14 protein-coding genes are annotated in these 16150 nt (G+C 64.7%); 10 read left to right on the top strand and 4 right to left on the bottom strand.

Annotated elements, in window-relative coordinates; all coding sequences use genetic code 11:
• Positions 1-113: 113 nt before the first annotated feature.
• Positions 114-917: an NAD kinase gene (locus tag CFR71_RS09650; RefSeq protein ID WP_110530563.1), complete on the top strand. Its 804-nt coding sequence runs from the start codon at positions 114-116 to the stop codon at positions 915-917.
• 279 nt (positions 918-1196) lie between these two features.
• Here CFR71_RS09650 and CFR71_RS09645 read toward each other — a convergent pair whose 3' ends face one another.
• A complete protein-coding gene (locus CFR71_RS09645) occupies positions 1197-2108 on the bottom strand; it encodes a diacylglycerol/lipid kinase family protein (RefSeq protein ID WP_165832083.1) in 912 nt (303 codons plus the stop codon).
• Between the two features lie 22 nt (positions 2109-2130).
• Positions 2131-3597 carry a D-glycero-beta-D-manno-heptose 1-phosphate adenylyltransferase gene (gene rfaE2 / locus CFR71_RS09640; protein ID WP_110530559.1) on the bottom strand — a complete coding sequence of 489 codons (1467 nt, stop codon included), beginning with the start codon at positions 3595-3597 and terminating at the stop codon, positions 2131-2133.
• 224 nt (positions 3598-3821) lie between these two features.
• On the opposite strand from rfaE2, the gene CFR71_RS09635 reads away from it, so the two are divergent.
• Positions 3822-4766, top strand: a complete 945-nt coding sequence (locus CFR71_RS09635) for a cation diffusion facilitator family transporter (protein WP_110530557.1) — start codon at positions 3822-3824, stop codon at positions 4764-4766.
• 133 nt (positions 4767-4899) lie between these two features.
• On the opposite strand, the gene serB is transcribed toward CFR71_RS09635, so the two are convergent.
• Positions 4900-5814, bottom strand: a complete 915-nt coding sequence (serB, locus tag CFR71_RS09630) for a phosphoserine phosphatase SerB (RefSeq protein WP_110530552.1) — start codon at positions 5812-5814, stop codon at positions 4900-4902.
• A gap of 30 nt (positions 5815-5844) precedes the next feature.
• Here serB and miaA point away from each other — a divergent pair, with 30 nt between their 5' ends.
• From miaA to CFR71_RS09600, 6 genes are all read left to right on the top strand, one after another.
• Complete coding sequence (gene miaA, locus CFR71_RS09625; RefSeq protein ID WP_239020347.1) at positions 5845-6876, top strand: tRNA (adenosine(37)-N6)-dimethylallyltransferase MiaA; 1032 nt, start codon at positions 5845-5847, stop codon at positions 6874-6876.
• 70 nt (positions 6877-6946) lie between these two features.
• Positions 6947-8779, top strand: coding sequence for a biosynthetic-type acetolactate synthase large subunit (gene ilvB / locus CFR71_RS09620; protein WP_110530550.1), 1833 nt, complete (start codon positions 6947-6949; stop codon positions 8777-8779).
• A gap of 98 nt (positions 8780-8877) precedes the next feature.
• Complete coding sequence (gene ilvN, locus CFR71_RS09615; protein ID WP_110530656.1) at positions 8878-9393, top strand: acetolactate synthase small subunit; 516 nt, start codon at positions 8878-8880, stop codon at positions 9391-9393.
• 59 nt (positions 9394-9452) lie between these two features.
• Positions 9453-10472, top strand: coding sequence for a ketol-acid reductoisomerase (ilvC, locus tag CFR71_RS09610; protein ID WP_110530548.1), 1020 nt, complete (start codon positions 9453-9455; stop codon positions 10470-10472).
• A gap of 264 nt (positions 10473-10736) precedes the next feature.
• A complete protein-coding gene (locus CFR71_RS09605) occupies positions 10737-11429 on the top strand; it encodes a fumarylacetoacetate hydrolase family protein (protein WP_110530546.1) in 693 nt (230 codons plus the stop codon).
• A 75-nt stretch (positions 11430-11504) separates the two neighbouring features.
• Entirely contained in the window at positions 11505-12581 is a 1077-nt protein-coding gene (locus CFR71_RS09600; protein ID WP_110530544.1) for an aldo/keto reductase, read from the top strand.
• Positions 12582-12640: 59 nt separating this feature from the next.
• Here the strand turns inward: CFR71_RS09600 and CFR71_RS16185 are convergent, their stop codons facing one another.
• A complete protein-coding gene (locus tag CFR71_RS16185; RefSeq protein ID WP_133251127.1) occupies positions 12641-12925 on the bottom strand; it encodes a hypothetical protein in 285 nt (94 codons plus the stop codon).
• A gap of 308 nt (positions 12926-13233) precedes the next feature.
• Between CFR71_RS16185 and clpB the strand changes: the two genes are divergently transcribed.
• Together clpB and CFR71_RS16180 are read left to right on the top strand one after the other, a co-directional pair.
• Complete coding sequence (clpB, locus tag CFR71_RS09595; protein ID WP_110530542.1) at positions 13234-15837, top strand: ATP-dependent chaperone ClpB; 2604 nt, start codon at positions 13234-13236, stop codon at positions 15835-15837.
• Between the two features lie 7 nt (positions 15838-15844).
• Positions 15845-16063, top strand: a complete 219-nt coding sequence (locus CFR71_RS16180) for a hypothetical protein (protein ID WP_133251126.1) — start codon at positions 15845-15847, stop codon at positions 16061-16063.
• Positions 16064-16150: the final 87 nt, after the last annotated feature.

Raw genomic sequence — 16150 nt, 5'->3', positions numbered from 1 at the left:
GAGTTCCTGATGCGCACGACAGTCATTCCGAGGCGTCCCGCCGCGTTGGGGGATGACACCGTGACGGCGACGCGCGCGAATGCATGTCGTGTGCCGTCGTGACGTCATATTGCATGAATGAAAATCCGGTTACCCGGTGGCAGGACGGCAACCTGCCCACGCGCCTGTGCTTTGTCGCCGCCCCCAATGACAGCGCGCAGGCATGGCTGGAACGCCTGACCGGGCGTTATGGCCAGACCCCCGCGGCGGAGGCGGACGCCATGATCTGCCTGGGCGGGGACGGTTTCATGCTGGAGGTGCTGCATACGACGCTGGACCGCGACATTCCGGTCTATGGCGTCAACTGTGGCACGGTGGGCTTCCTGATGAACCCGACGGTGCCCGATGACCTGCCCGCGCATCTGGCCAGCACGCAGGAAGCGATCCTCCACCCCCTGCGCATGCGCGCCACCAGCGTGGATGGCGAGGTGACGGAGGCGCTGGCCCTGAACGACGTGTTCCTGTTCCGCCAGACGCGGCAGGCGGCCAAGATCCGCATCGATGTTGACGGGCGGCAGCGTCTGGCGGAACTGATCTGCGACGGGGTGCTGATCGCCACGCCCGCCGGCTCCACCGCCTATAACCTGTCGGCGCATGGGCCGATTGTGCCGCTGTCGGCGAACCTGCTGCCGCTTACGCCCATCAGCGCCTTTCGTCCCCGGCGCTGGCGCGGGGCGCTGCTGCCTTCCACCGCGCAGGTCAGGTTCACCATACTGGAAACCGACAAGCGTCCCGTCGCGGCCGTGGCGGATTTTACCGAGGTCCGCGACGTCATTTCTGTGGAAATCCGCGAGGACCGCACCCGTTATACGACCTTGCTGTTTGATCCGGGGCAGAGCCTGTCCGAACGCATCATCGCCGAGCAGTTCACGGTTTAGGGCCGATCCAGTTCGAATGGACACATTCGAACTGGTGAATATGCGCGATAAACAATGAGTTGGAGTAATTCTACTGCGGCAGAGTCCAGTGGAATTGCTTCAGGCGCGGGCCGGGCGAACCGGCAGTCTGCGCATTCTGGAAAAGCCCATAACCAGAAAGAAGTTTTTGGTGAAGCTTTTTGCAAAAAGCTTCGAAGGACGTCACCTTTTTGAAAAAAGGCGACACCCGAAAACTTCTGTTATTTCCAGACAGTTCTCTGAACCCGGCCACGTGGTCCATCAGGACGGACGGGCCGTCGTGTCGATGGCAAGGCGCAGGGGGCGTCCGGCGTCGCGGATGCGGACCGGCGTGGTGCCCGAAATATCGCCATCCGTCTGGACCGGGATGGGGATGGCGGCGTGGATGTCGATGTCGCGTCCGCAGACGATCCGGACATCGGGCATCTGTTCCATCCGGCCGCGCAGCAGCGCCCATCCCATGCGCAGGGTGGGGATGATCCCGCCCTTTTCCTGCATGATCGCGCAGAATCCCGCCTGATGGTGCATGCCCTGCGGACAGATGACATACGCCCCGCCATACAGCCGTCCCTTGGACACCACGATGGCGCGGGCCTGGTACGCGGTTCCGTCGATGCGGACATCAATGACGGGAAAGCGGTAGGTCATTGCCGCGCCCAGCATGGTCAGGACATAGCCCGCCCGCCCGACCAGCCGTTTCAGCCGTAACGGCAGGCGGTGCACCACGCAGGCGTCGAACCCGATTCCCGCCATCTGCACGAACAGGTGGGGCGGGGCGGGGCGGCCGTCGCGCGTGCTTTCGATCACCCCGGGCCAGATGGTGGCGCAGGCCCCCGACAGGATCAGCCGCGCCGCCGCCGCCGGGGCGAAGGGAATGCCGAGTTCAAGGGCAAGGACATTCGCGCTGCCGGCGGGAAAGATGCCCATGCGCTGCGACGTGCCCGCCACGGCCTGCGCGATTTCGGCAATCGTGCCATCGCCCCCCGCCGCGATGATGCAGTCGGTCGCGCCCTCGTGCACGATCTGGCGTGCCAGTTCCCCGCCATGCCCGGCGTGGCGCGTCACCAGCACGCGCACCTGCGCGCCGCCGGCCTGCAGTGCTTCGATGAACTGGCGCAGCGGCTCGCGCCGCCTGCGTCCCGCCGTGGGGTTGAGGATGATGCAGGTTCGCATTTGCCCGATGCCGCGCGTCGGCCTATGCCCCGCCCGCGTCGCCGGGCGTCCTGTCGCCATGGCCCGCCGCCCTGGTGACGAGGGAGGAGGTCGAGCGTCCCGCCACGATGTCCACCAGCGCCACGCGCCCCCCATATCCCTTGACGAATGCCCCGCCGACCACCTGATCCTCGGTATAGTCGCTGCCCTTGACGATGACATCGGGACGCAGCCGGCGGATGGCTTCCATGGGGGTATCCTCGTCAAACAGGATCACCAGATCGACATCGCGCAATGCCCCGATGACCGTGGCGCGCGCGATTTCGTCCTGGATCGGGCGGCTGTCACCCTTGAGCCGCCGGACGGAACGGTCGGTGTTCAGCGCGACGATCAGCTTGTTCCCCTCCCGCGCGGCGGCGCGGATCAGGGCAACATGGCCGGGATGGACAAGGTCGAAACAGCCATTGGTGAAAACGACCGTCGCCCCGTGATGCTTCCAGTTTTCCACGATGCCGGCGGCCTGTTCCAGCGACACCAGCGCGCCCGCGTCGTGCATTTCCTCGCTCAGCTGGCGGCTGAGTTCCGCGCGCGAGACGGTGGCCGTTCCCAGCTTGCTGACCGAAATCGCGGCGGCGGTGGTGGCGATGACGATGGCGGTTTCCATCGACTGTCCCGCCGACAGGACGCTGGCGACGGTGGCAAGGACGGTATCCCCCGCCCCTGATACGTCAAAGACCTCCGCCTTGCGGGTGGCGGCATGGGTCATCGTCCCGTCGCGCCGCCACAGGGTCATGCCCTCTTCGGAACGGGTCAGCAGCACGTCGCCGCCAAACTGTGCGGAGGCCACCTGCGCCGCGCGGCGGATTTCGGCATCGGTATCGACCGCAAGGCCGGTCGCGCGCGTCATTTCGATCAGGTTGGGCGTCACCAGCGTCGCCCCGCGATAGGCGTCGAAGGTCGGGCGCTTGGGATCGACGATGACGGGAACGCCCCTGGCCCGGCCCGCCGCGATGACGGCCGACAGCACCTCGTCCGACAGCACCCCCTTGGCGTAATCGGAACAGACCAGCACGTCGCATGTCGCGATTGCCGCCACCGCCGCGTCGATCAGCCGTCGCGTCGTCGCGGCGGACAGGGGGACTACACGCTCCTCATCGATGCGCACGATCTGCTGGCGGCCGCTCAGCACCCGGGTCTTGGTGATGGTGGTCCAGCCGGGATCGGTGATGACGCCGCCGGTGTCGATGTCCGGCCATTGCGCCAGCGCCCCCAGCAGGGAGGTCGCCGCCGCGTCCTCTCCCACCAGGCCGATCAGGCGCACCCGCGCGCCCAGCGCGCTGGCGTTGGCGGCCACGTTGGCCGCCCCGCCCGCGACGCACGACAGTTGCGAATGCAGCAGCACCGGCACCGGGGCCTCGGGCGATATCCTGTTGACCATCCCGGAAACATACCGGTCCAGCATGAGGTCGCCGATCACGGCCACGGTGCCGAAATGTAGGTTGTCAAGCATTGGTAAGGACATGGACCCGGCCGGTTGGAGGGCGCAACGGTAATATGGAACGCCGCGCCATGTCGATATGCACCCCGGCTGTCCCCCTGCCATGCCCCCGTCCTGTCTGTTTCCCCGGCCATTTCCCCATGGCCATTGTCCGCGACCCGCCCCCGTCGCGCGGGTCCCCTGTCAAAATGCGAAGGCAGGCGGTAGGATGAGGCGGCTTTTCATATGGGACCGTCATGGCGCATTCTTCTTCCTCCCGCTTCGTGATTCTGGCGGCGCTCGGGGGTAATCTCCTTGTCGCGGCGACCAAGTGCGTCGCGGCCTTCATCTCCGGCAGTTCTTCCATGCTGAGCGAGGCGATCCATTCCCTGATCGACACGGGCAACCAGGGGCTGCTGCTGGTGGGGATGCGGCGCGCGGCGCGTCCGGCCACGCTGGCCCATCCCTTTGGCTATGGGCTGGAGCTGTATTTCTGGACGTTTGTCGTCGCGCTGCTGATTTTCGGGCTAGGGGCGGGCATCTCGTTTTTCGAGGGGGTGACCCACATCCTCCATCCGCAGCCGGTGGAGCATGTCCTTGTCAATTACATCGTGCTGGGTCTGAGCATCCTGTTCGAGGGATCGGTCTGGGTGCTGGCGCTGCGCGCGTTCCGCCGCCATGGCAAGGGCCGCCATGGCTGGGTGGAGGCGGTGCAGCGCAGCAAGGATCCGACCGTCTTTACCGTCCTGTTCGAGGACACGGCGGCGCTGGCGGGCCTGATGGTCGCCCTGCTGGGCAATATCCTGTCGGAAACGCTGGACATGCCCGTCATTGACGGCGTGTCCTCCATCATCATTGCGATGATCCTTGCGGTGACGGCCACTTTCCTTGCCCGGGAATCGCAGTCGCTGCTGACGGGCGAGGGCGTCGCGCCGGAAGTGCTGGCCGCCCTGCGCCGCATGGCGCTGTCGGCGCGGGGCGTGGATCGCCTGAACGAAATCCGTTCCATGCATTTCGGGCCGCGTGACGTGCTGGTGGTCATCAGCATCGATTTCCACAACAACCTTTCCGCGGGCGATGTGGAGGCGACGGTCTCCGACCTGGAACGCCAGATCAAGCAGGCCTACCCCGAAGTCACCCGCGTCTTCATCGAAGCGCAGGACAATCGCAGCCAGCCCCCTGCCGTCGCGCCTGCGTCCTGACACAGCCTGATGATGGAAAGTAATGAAGGTTTTTGGGTGTCGCCCTTTTTCACAAAGGCGACCTCTTCCTGAAGCTTTTTGCAAAAAGCTTCACCAAAAACCTTTAAAAATTTCAGGATTTTAAGGGTATTTTTCAGGTAATCGCGGGGACGAAGTCACGCGCAGCGTACCCCTGGGCGAACAGCAGCGTGCGCAGCGTGGTATGGTTGACCTGACAGGCGACGGCCCTGCGCACGGCGGGCTTGGCGTGGAAGGCAACGCCCAGCCCCGCCTCGCGCAGCATGGCGAGGTCGTTCGCGCCGTCGCCCACCGCCATGGCCTGCGCCATCCCGATCCCCTGACGCGCCGCCAGCCGCCGCAGATGCGCAAGCTTGGCGTCCGGGCCAAGTATGGGCTGCCCCACGTCGCCCGTCAGGCGTCCGTCCTCGATCAGCAGGGAATTGGCATGCTGTTCATCGAATCCGCACAGTTTCGCCACGCGGGAGGTAAAGAACGTGAATCCGCCGGAAACCAGCGCCGTGCATGCGCCATGGCGTTTCATGGTGCGGACCAGTTCCTGCGCGCCGGGATTGAGCCGCACGTCCTTCCACGCCGCCTCCAGCAGGGTGGCGGGCATGCCGCGCAGCAGGCCGACGCGTTCGCGCAGCGCGGCCTCGAAATCCATTTCGCCATTCATCGACCGGCGCGTGATTTCGGCGATGCGTTCGCCGATGCCCGCATGCCGGGCCAGATCGTCAAGGGTTTCGCAATTGACGATGGTGCTGTCCATGTCCGCGACCAGCAGCTTCCTGCGACGCTCCTGTGCCGCGACGACCAGGATGTCGAGGTCGCGGCCGGAAAATTCCTCGCGCAGGGGGGCGATATGCGGCATGTCGCCTGTGCCGGGGGCGGGGCAGGGGATTTCGGCGGCCTCGCCTTCCGACAGGATGGTCGCGGGGCCGCCCCCGGCCATGTCGCGCGCCGCAGCGATGTCGGCGGGGGCAAGGGACGTGGCCGCGCGGTTGGCGACGAGGACAAGGACGTGGGACAGGGAGGAGGATTCAGGCATGGTGTCCGGGCATGTGGCAGGGATGACGCGATGACGCAAGGCACCGGGACGCGACAGGGCGTCGGCGCACCCATGCGTCCCGCCGTGATCGTGGCAGGCCCCACCTGTTCGGGCAAGTCCGCGCTGGCACTGGCACTGGCGCGCACGATTGGCGGCACGGTCATCAATGCCGATTCGATGCAGGTCTATCGCGAACTGCGCATCCTTACGGCCCGTCCCGGCGCGGCGGAGGAAGCCCTGCTGCCGCACCGGCTGTATGGCGTGGTGCCGGCGGCACGGGCCGGGTCGGTCGCATGGTGGCGCAAGGCGGCCCTGTCCGCCGCGCACGAAGCGTGGGAGGCCGGGCGCATCCCGGTTTTCTGCGGGGGGACGGGGATGTATTTCCGCGCCCTGACCGAAGGCCTGGCCGATATTCCCGACCCGCCCCCCGAAATCCGGGCGCAGGCCCGCGCCGCCGTGCTGGCCGAAGGGGGGCCGGCAATCCATGCCCGCCTGATGCAGGTGGATCCCGAAACCGCGTCCGCCCTGCGTCCGGGCGATACGCAGCGCATCGCCCGCGCGTGGGAGGTCTGGCGCGCGACGGGGCGGGGCCTGTCATGGTGGCGCGCGGAATCGGTGCTGCCGCCGCTGGCCGCGCGGTTCGTCGCGGTGCGCCTGTCGCCCCCGCGCGACGTGCTGCGGCGCGCGATCGCGGCGCGTTTCGACGCCATGATGGAAAGCGGCGCGGTGGAGGAGGTGCGTGCCCTGCTGTCGCGCGACCTTTCCCCCGCTTTGCCCGCCATGCGCGCCCATGGGGTGCCGGAAATCGCGGCCATGCTGCGTGGCGGGATGTCGCGCGAACAGGCGGTCGCGCGCGCCGTGCAGGTCACCGCGCAATATACCAAGCGCCAGTCCACATGGTTCGCCCACCATGCGCTGGCGCCCGCCGCGCGCACCCTGGTTCACGAAGGCAGAATCGAAGGCGAAAAAATCGCACCAGATGCGCAACAAATGGAAAGGGAAGAGCGGAAAATCATTTCTTTTGTTATTAATTGCATTGACGCCGGGGACTGCTTTGCTTAAACCCGGCCCACATTTCGCCTGATGGGGCGCCGTCCTTCCTGACGGTGCCGGGGCGAAAGGAGTAAGGGATATGAACGCAGCACCGCAGCACACCGCCATCCGGCCCGACGCCCGCGTCATGGGCGTTGACCCCACGGTCATGTCCGGGGCGGAAGTACTGCTGCGCGTTCTTCAGGATGCCGGGGTGGAGGTCGTATTCGGCTATCCCGGCGGCGCGGTCCTGCCGATCTATGACGCCCTGTTCCGGCAGGATGCGATCCGCCACGTGCTGGTCCGGCATGAACAGGCGGCCGTGCACGCGGCCGAAGCCTATGCCCGTTCCACCGGCAAGGTGGGGGTGGTGCTGGTCACCAGCGGGCCGGGCGGCACCAATACCGTCACCGGCCTGATGGACGCGCTGCTGGATTCCGTCCCGGTCGTGTGTTTTTCGGGGCAGGTGGGCGTGCCGCTGATCGGGACCGACGCCTTTCAGGAGGCGGACATCACCGGCATCACGCGTCCCGCGACCAAGTTCAATTACCTCGTGCGGCAGCCGGGTGACATCGCCCCCGTGGTGCGCGAGGCATTCCATATCGCGCGCACCGGCCGTCCCGGCCCCGTTCTGGTGGACCTGCCCAAGAACCTGATGGTGGGGCCGGCGCCGTATGCTGAAACGTCGGCGCCGCTGCATCCGTCCTATCGTCCCCGGTTCGAACCCGACCGCGCCGCCGTGGCAAAGGCCGTCGCCGTGATGAAGAAGGCGCACCGTCCGCTGTTCTATACCGGCGGCGGGGTCATCAATTCCGGCCCGCAGGCGGCGCAGGCGCTGGGGCGGCTGGTGCGCATGACGGGATTTCCCTGCACCTCCACGCTGATGGGGCTGGGCGGTTTTCCCACCACGGACCGGCAGTTCCTGGGCATGCTGGGGATGCACGGATCGTATGAAGCGAACATGGCCACCCATGACTGCGACGTGCTGATCGCGCTGGGATCGCGTTTCGACGACCGCGTCACGGGCCGCCTTGATGCGTTTTCCCCCGGTTCGTTCAGGATCCATGCCGATATCGACCCGGCGCAGATCGGCAAGATCGTGCCCGTCGACCTTGGCATCGTGGGGGATGCGGGGCGGGTCATCGAAATGATGATCGAGGAATGGGAACGCACCCCCACGCCCGTCACGCATGCCGACAGCCTTGATCCATGGTGGGCGCAGATCGGGACGTGGCGCGAACGCGACAGCTTCGGATTCCGCCAGGACATGGCGCCCTCGGCCATCATCCGTCCCCAGTACGCCATCAGCCGCCTGTATGAAATGACGCGCCAGCTGGGCCGCGACACCTATGTCACCACCGAGGTGGGGCAGCACCAGATGTGGGCGGCGCAGCATTTCCAGTTCGACCGTCCCAATCACTGGATGACGTCGGGCGGTCTGGGCACGATGGGGTACGGGCTGCCTGCGGCCGTGGGCGCGCAGATCGCCCATCCCGACGCGCTGGTGATCGACATCGCGGGCGAGGCCTCGACCCTGATGAACATTCAGGAACTGGGCACGATCGCGCAGTACCGCCTGCCGGTGAAGCTGTTCATCCTGAACAATGAATACATGGGCATGGTGCGCCAGTGGCAGCAGCTTCTGCATGACTCGCGCTATTCCGAAAGCTATAGCGCGGCCCTGCCGGATTTCGTGCGCCTTGCCGAAAGTTTCCATGGCCGCGGCCTGCGGGCGACCTGCGTCGGGGAACTTGACGGGGTCATCGCGGAAATGCTGGCCCATCCCGGCGCGGTGGTTGCGGACATCCACGTCGCGCAGGAAGAAAACTGCTATCCCATGATCCCCTCGGGGGCGGCGCACAACCAGATGCTGCTGGGTCCCGGCCAGGATGACGGGGTGGAAGTCAGCGCCGAGGGACGGATGCTCGTCTGACCCATCATCCGCGGGGCGGTTTCGCCGTCCCGCCTTGTCATGCCATGGCCGCCCTGCAGGCGGCAGCCGGCGTCAATCAGAGTGCAGGAAACAAGATCATGACCACCCAGCAGGAGGTTCCGTCCTCCGCGGTCATTTCCATACTGGTCGAGAATGAGAGCGGGGCGCTTGCCCGCGTGCTCGGCCTGTTTTCGGGGCGTGGCTACAACATCGAAAGCCTGACCGTCGCCCCGGTGGACGAGGCGGGGCGCCTTTCGCGCATCAACGTGGTGACGACGGGCACGCCGCACGCCATCGCGCAGGTGCAGGCGCAGCTTGAACGGCTGGTCCCCGTCTATCGTGTCGTGAACCTGAGCGCGACCGGCCCGCATGTCGCGCGTGAACTGGCGCTGGCCAAGGTGGTCGCAACGGGCGAGGCGCGCGCCGAATCCCTGCGCATCGCACAGGCGTTCCGCGCGCGCGTCGTCGATACGACCGCCACGTCATTCGTGTTCGAGCTGACCGGTTCGCCGGAAAAGCTGAATTCGTTTATTGACCTCATGCGTCCGCTGGGACTGGCTGAAATATCGCGCACCGGCGTCGTCGCGATCAGCCGGGGCCCGGACACGCTGTAACGCAGGTCCCGGTTTTTTCTTTCATTCCAAACTGCCCACACACTTACAGGAGTATCCCCATGCGCGTGTATTATGATCGCGATGCCGACGTGAACCTGATCAAGAGCAAGAAGGTCGCCATTATCGGCTATGGCAGCCAGGGCCATGCCCATGCCAACAACCTCAAGGATTCGGGCGTCACGGACATCGTGGTCGGCCTGCGTCCCGAATCAGGCGCCCGCGCCAAGGCGGAAGCCGCCGGGTTCAAGGTGATGGCCCCGGCCGAGGCGGCGGCCTGGGCCGATGTCGTCATGGTGCTGACGCCCGACGAAGGGCAGGGCGCCCTGTACAAGGAATCGCTGGAAAAGAACATGAAGCAGGGTGCCGCGCTGGCATTCGCGCATGGGCTGGCGATTCATTTCCGCATCATCGAGGCGCGTCCCGACCTCGACGTGTTCCTGATCGCCCCCAAGGGCCCGGGCCACACCGTGCGTTCCGAATACCAGAAGGGCGGCGGCGTGCCGTGCCTGGTGGCCGTGGCGCAGGATGCGTCGGGCAACGCGCTGGAAATCGCCCTGTCCTATGCCTCCGCCAATGGCGGTGGGCGCGCGGGCATCATCGAGACGACCTTCAAGGAAGAGGTCGAAACCGACCTGTTCGGCGAACAGGCCGTGCTGTGCGGTGGGCTGGTCGAACTGATCCGCGCCGGTTTCGAAACGCTGGTGGAGGCGGGATACGCGCCGGAAATGGCGTATTTCGAATGCCTGCATGAAACGAAGCTGATTGTCGACCTGATCTATGAGGGTGGCATCGCGAACATGAACTACTCCATCTCCAACACGGCCGAATATGGCGAATACGTCTCCGGCCCGCGCGTGATCACGCCTGACACCAAGGCGGAGATGAAGAAGATCCTGACCGACATCCAGGACGGCACGTTCGTGCGCAACTTCATCCTGGAAAACCAGTCCGGCAATATCGGTTTCAAGGCGACGCGCGCGCGCAACAACGCCATGCAGATCGAAAAGGTGGGTGAAAAGCTGCGCGGCATGATGCCGTGGATCGGCAAGAACAAGCTGGTTGACAAGACCCGCAACTGATCGCCTGTCGCGCTCAGGCCATCGGGGACGCATGTGCCCCGGCGAACGCCGCCCGGATCCGTCCGGGCGGCGTTTTTCATTATGGGCCCTCCATGGGCAGTGGTGGCCATAGTGGGGAACCCGAATCGGGGCGATGAATTTATTGTATTGTCCCCGTCCCGCATGGGCGCGTGACAGGCGGGGGTGCGTAATGCAACCATGCCCCTCCCCAAGGTCTGCGCCCCGTGATGGGCCGGTTGCAACTGTGACGGAGTTATCGTGCCAATGGTGGATTTTGTCATTCCCCCGCCTGTCCAGCCGACGGTCAACGTCAAGGATACGGAGGCACTGTTCCCCGTGCGCCGCATCTGGTGCGTCGGCCAGAACTATGCCGATCATGCGCGCGAAATGGGGGGCAATCCCGAACGGAACGAACCCTTTTTCTTTGCCAAGCCATCCGATGCGGTGGTGCCTGGCGGGGGGCTGCTCGATTTTCCCGTCGCGACATCCGACCTGCATCACGAGGTCGAACTGGTGGCCTGCATCGGGCGCGGTGGGGAAAACATTCCCGTCGAAAAGGCGCTGTCCTATGTCTATGGCTATGCCGTGGGGCTGGACATGACGCGTCGCGACCTGCAGGCCGCGGCCAAGAAGGCGGGGCGTCCGTGGGCGCTGGCCAAGGGGTTTGACCAGTCCTGTCCCATCGGGACCATCCGCCCGGTGTCCGAAATCGGCCACCCGGCAAAGGGGCGCATCAGCCTGAGCGTCAATGGCGAGGAACGGCAGGTGGGCGACCTGTCGGACATGATCTGGTCGGTGGGGGAAATCATTTCCGTCCTCAGCCGTTTCGTGGCTCTTGCGCCGGGCGACCTCATCATGACCGGCACCCCGGCGGGGGTCGGCCCGGTGCGGCGTGGCAATGTGCTGCATGCCGTGTGCGAAGGGGTCGGTGAACTCAGCGTCACATACGGCCGGTAAGGCGCGCCCCTTTGGGGCGTTGTTCCCGTCCAATCATCCTATCATTCCATATCATCCGCACAGGAGAGACAGATCATGCAATATCGTCAGCTTGGGCGCTCCGGCCTGCGTATTTCCGCCTTTACGCTGGGGACGATGACCTTTGGCGGCAAGGGCGACTTTGCCAAGACGGGCAATACCGACCTTGCCGGGGCAAAGCGCCAGATCGACATGTGCGTGGATGCCGGGATCAACATCTTTGACACGGCCGATATCTATTCCTCCGGCGTGTCGGAGGAAATCCTTGGCGCGGCGCTGAAGGGGCGTTCGCCCGACCTGCTGGTCAGTTCAAAGGCGCGTTTCACCATGGGGCCGGGGGCGAATGACGCCGGGTCCTCGCGCTATCACCTGATCAATGCGTGCGAAGCCAGCCTGAAGCGGCTGGGCCGTGACCATATCGACCTGTATTACCTGCATGAATGGGACGGGCAGACGCCGCTCGATGAAACGCTGGAAGCGCTCGATACCCTGACGCGCAGTGGCAAGATCCGGTATGCGGGGGTTTCCAACTTTTCCGGCTGGCACCTGATGAAGGCGCTGGGCACGGCGGAACGCAACCGCCTGATCGCGCCGGTGGCGCAGCAGATCTATTACTCCCTCCAGGCGCGCGAGGCGGAATACGAACTGCTGCCGCTGGCGGTGGACCAGGGCATCGGCGTGCAGGTCTGGAGCCCGATGGCAGGTGGCCTGCTGTCGGGGAAATACCGGCGTGGCAAGCCGCAGCCGACAGGAACGCGCCAGATCGAGAAATGGGGCGAACCCCCCGTCTATGACATCGAAAAGCTGTATGACGTTGTCGAGGTCCTGGTCGCCATCGCGGCCGAGCGCGGGGTTTCGGCGGCACAGGTCGCGCTGGCATGGGTGGCGCATCGCCCGGCGATTACCTCCATCCTGATCGGCGCGCGCAACGATGCGCAGCTGGCCGATAACCTGAAGGCCGCGGAGCTGAGCCTGAGCGCCGAGGAAATGGCGCGTCTGGACAAGGCCAGCGCGCCGCCGGTGCTGTATCCGTACTGGCATCAGGCCAGCACCGCGTCCGATCGCCTGTCGCCTGCCGACCTGCTGCTGCTTGCCCCCACCATCGCGGAACGGGCGAAGGACGGAAAGGCCTGAGGACAGGTTTTCCATTTGCCGTCGATAAGATAACAGACGTTTCCGGGTGCCGCCTTTTTCTAAAAAGGCGGCGTTCTTTCGAAGCTTTTTGAAAAAAGCTTCACCAGAAACTTCCTGACGGTTTTTGTGGTTTCTGCGCTGTATTCGGGAGCGATCCTGTCGTCTGGAGATGTGATGGCGACGGGGAAAACAGATGGTTCGCGATGGGATTCCTGAATGCCGGAAGCTGACAGGTAATATCGCACCGCAGACAGGAAACGCCTGTCAGTAACCGGGTTCAGGGCCGGGATGTCTGCTGATCCGCGTTCGCACAATACATTCCTGCGTTCATGATGGGGCGACATTCGCCATCCCCCCGGAATGCCTCATCCCCCATCAGGATACGCGTTGCGCGAATGGCCGCCCGGAGAAGAAGTCACGCCAGCCTTGATCCAGATTAAGTAGCATTTCACCAACCGGTGATCATCTGGGACGACGGATGTGTCCGATGCTGCTGGAGACTGGAAAGGGGTGTGGAAACATGGGATTGCCATCTTGTAATAACATGCGTCCCTACCCACCTTTGAAACCAGCCGCTGTGCCGTTGCCTCTCTATCTGGGACGGCAGAAGCGGACCTGTTTTGTCGCCTGAGAATAAGGGACGGGGGAATTTATGAATATCGAGAAATTTACGGAACGTTCGCGCGGGTTCCTGCAGGCCGCGCAGACGATCGCGATGCGCGAATACAACCAGCAGCTGACGCCGGAGCACCTGCTCAAGGCGCTGCTGGATGATGACCAGGGGGCCGCGTCCTCGCTGATCCGCGCGGCGGGAGGGCAGCCGCCCGCCATTGCCGCCGCCGTTGACGCGGCACTTGCCAAGCTGCCGAAGGTGCAGGGCGGTGGCGCGGGACAGCCCAATGCGACGCCGGATCTCGTGCGCCTGCTGGATGCCGCCGAACAGGCGGCGCAGAAGGCCGGGGACGAATATGTGGCGCAGGACCGCCTGCTTGCCGCCATCGCGGCGTCCGAAACGCCGGCCGGTCAGGCGCTGCGTGCCAATGGCGCCACGCCGCAGGCCCTCGACAAGGCCATTGCAACCATCCGCAAGGGACGCACCGTGACCAGTGAAAACGCCGAAGCCAGTTTCGACGCGTTGAAGAAATATGCCCGCGACGTGACCGAGATCGCCCAGCAGGGCAAGCTTGATCCCGTCATCGGCCGTGATGAGGAAATCCGCCGCGCCATTCAGGTGCTGGCGCGCCGCAGCAAGAACAACCCGGTCCTGATCGGTGAGCCCGGCGTGGGCAAGACCGCGATCGTCGAAGGGCTGGCGCTGCGTATCGTCAATGGCGACGTGCCGGAGGCGCTGAAGAACAAGAAGCTGCTGTCGCTCGACATGGGCGCGCTGGTGGCCGGCGCGAAATATCGCGGCGAGTTCGAAGAACGTCTCAAGGCTGTCCTGAAGGAAATCGAAGCCGCCGAGGGGCAGGTCATCCTGTTCATCGACGAAATGCACACCCTTGTCGGCGCGGGGCGTTCGGATGGGGCGATGGACGCCTCCAACCTCATCAAGCCGGAACTGGCGCGCGGCGTGCTGCATTGCATCGGCGCGACGACGCTGGACGAATACCGCAAGTATATTGAAAAGGACGCGGCCCTCGCCCGTCGGTTCCAGCCTGTCTATGTGGGTGAGCCGACGGTGGCGGATACGATCTCGATCCTGCGTGGCATCAAGGAAAAATACGAACTGCATCACGGCATCCGTATTTCCGATGGCGCGCTGGTCGCGGCGGCGACATTGTCGAACCGCTACATCACCGACCGCTTCCTGCCGGACAAGGCGATCGACCTGGTGGACGAGGCCGCAAGCCGCCTGCGCATGCAGATCGACAGCAAGCCGGAGGAGCTCGACGAACTCGACCGTCGCCTGATCCAGCTCAAGATCGAGCGTGAGGCCATCCGCAAGGAAGACGACGCCGCCAGCAAGGAACGCCTGGTCAAGCTGGAGCTTGAACTGTCGGACCTGCAGGAAAAGTCGGATTCCCTGACCGCGGCGTGGCATGCGGAAAAGGATCGCGTCAACGCGGTGCAGAAGCTGCAGGAAGAACTCGACCAGGTGCGCTCGGATGTCGAGGTCGCGCAGCGTCGTGGCGACCTCGGGCGTGCGTCCGAACTGATGTATGGCCGCCTGCCCGCCCTGCAGGCCCAGATCGCGCAGGCACAGGAAGAAGCGGACCAGGCCAGCAAGGGCGAGGGCATGGTCAGCGATACCGTGACCGATCAGGGAATCGCCGCCGTGGTGTCGCGCTGGACCGGCGTGCCGGTGGAACGCATGCTCGAAGGTGAGCGCGCCAAGCTGCTGCGGATGGAAGACGAACTGCGCAAGAGCGTGGTCGGTCAGGAACCCGCGCTCAAGGCCGTGTCCGACGCGGTACGTCGCGCGCGCGCCGGGTTGCAGGATCCCAACCGCCCGATCGGTTCGTTCCTGTTCCTCGGCCCGACGGGCGTGGGCAAGACCGAGCTGTGCAAGGCGCTGGCCCGCTTCCTGTTCGATGACGAGAAGGCGCTGCTGCGCATCGACATGAGCGAGTTCATGGAAAAACATGCGGTGTCGCGTCTGGTTGGCGCCCCTCCCGGCTATGTCGGGTATGAGGAAGGCGGCGTCCTGACGGAGGCCGTGCGTCGCAGGCCGTATCAGGTCATCCTGTTTGATGAGGTTGAAAAGGCGCATGAAGACGTCTTCAACATCCTGCTGCAGGTGCTTGACGATGGTCGCCTGACGGACGGGCAGGGGCGGACGGTCGATTTCCGCAACACCTTGATCGTGCTGACCAGCAACCTTGGCTCCGACGTGCTGGCGCACCTGCCTGATGGGCAGTCGGTGGAAAGCGTGCGTCCAGAGGTGATGAAGGTGGTCCGCGATCACTTCCGGCCGGAATTCCTGAACCGCCTGGATGAAATCATCCTGTTCTCCCGCCTGCAGAAGGCGGACATGGGCAAGATCGTGGAAATCCAGATCGGACGGCTGCGCAAGCTGCTGGCGGATCGCAGCATCACGCTGGATCTCGACAAGGCGGGCGAGACGTGGCTGGCGGATGCCGGGTACGATCCTGTCTATGGCGCGCGTCCGCTCAAGCGGGTGATCCAGCGCAGCCTGCAGAACCCGCTGGCGGGCCTGCTGCTGGCTGGTGACATTCATGATGGCGAGACGGTGAAGGTTTCGGCGTCGGATGACCACCTGACGATTGACGGGCATGTTGTTGACGGGGACTGATCCCTGAATGTTCGATGCCGGACGTGAAGGAGGGGAGGCGGAAGCCTCCCCTTCTTTTTTTGATTTTTTTTCGGGCGTGCGTGTCGGGAATGGGAGTTTTCGGGTCGGGTTTGCCGGTTTTCCGCCGTTTTTCATGGTGTTGGATAAGGCGTTGACAATGGGGGGCGATCTCCTTAAAACCCGCTTCACCGCACGGCACACCAGCCGCCGCGGACCGGTTCATTGACAATTGAATAGAGACTGGAAGGGATATGTTGGCGGCGTTTTGCTGTGTCATTTGATGGCATGGTGGGGCTGGTTGGATTGGGTGACT

The organism is Novacetimonas pomaceti, assembly GCF_003207955.1.
GTDB classification, from domain to species: domain Bacteria; phylum Pseudomonadota; class Alphaproteobacteria; order Acetobacterales; family Acetobacteraceae; genus Novacetimonas; species Novacetimonas pomaceti.
Note: the sequence above shows the minus strand (reverse complement) of the source record. Positions and strands in the feature narration are given on the sequence as shown.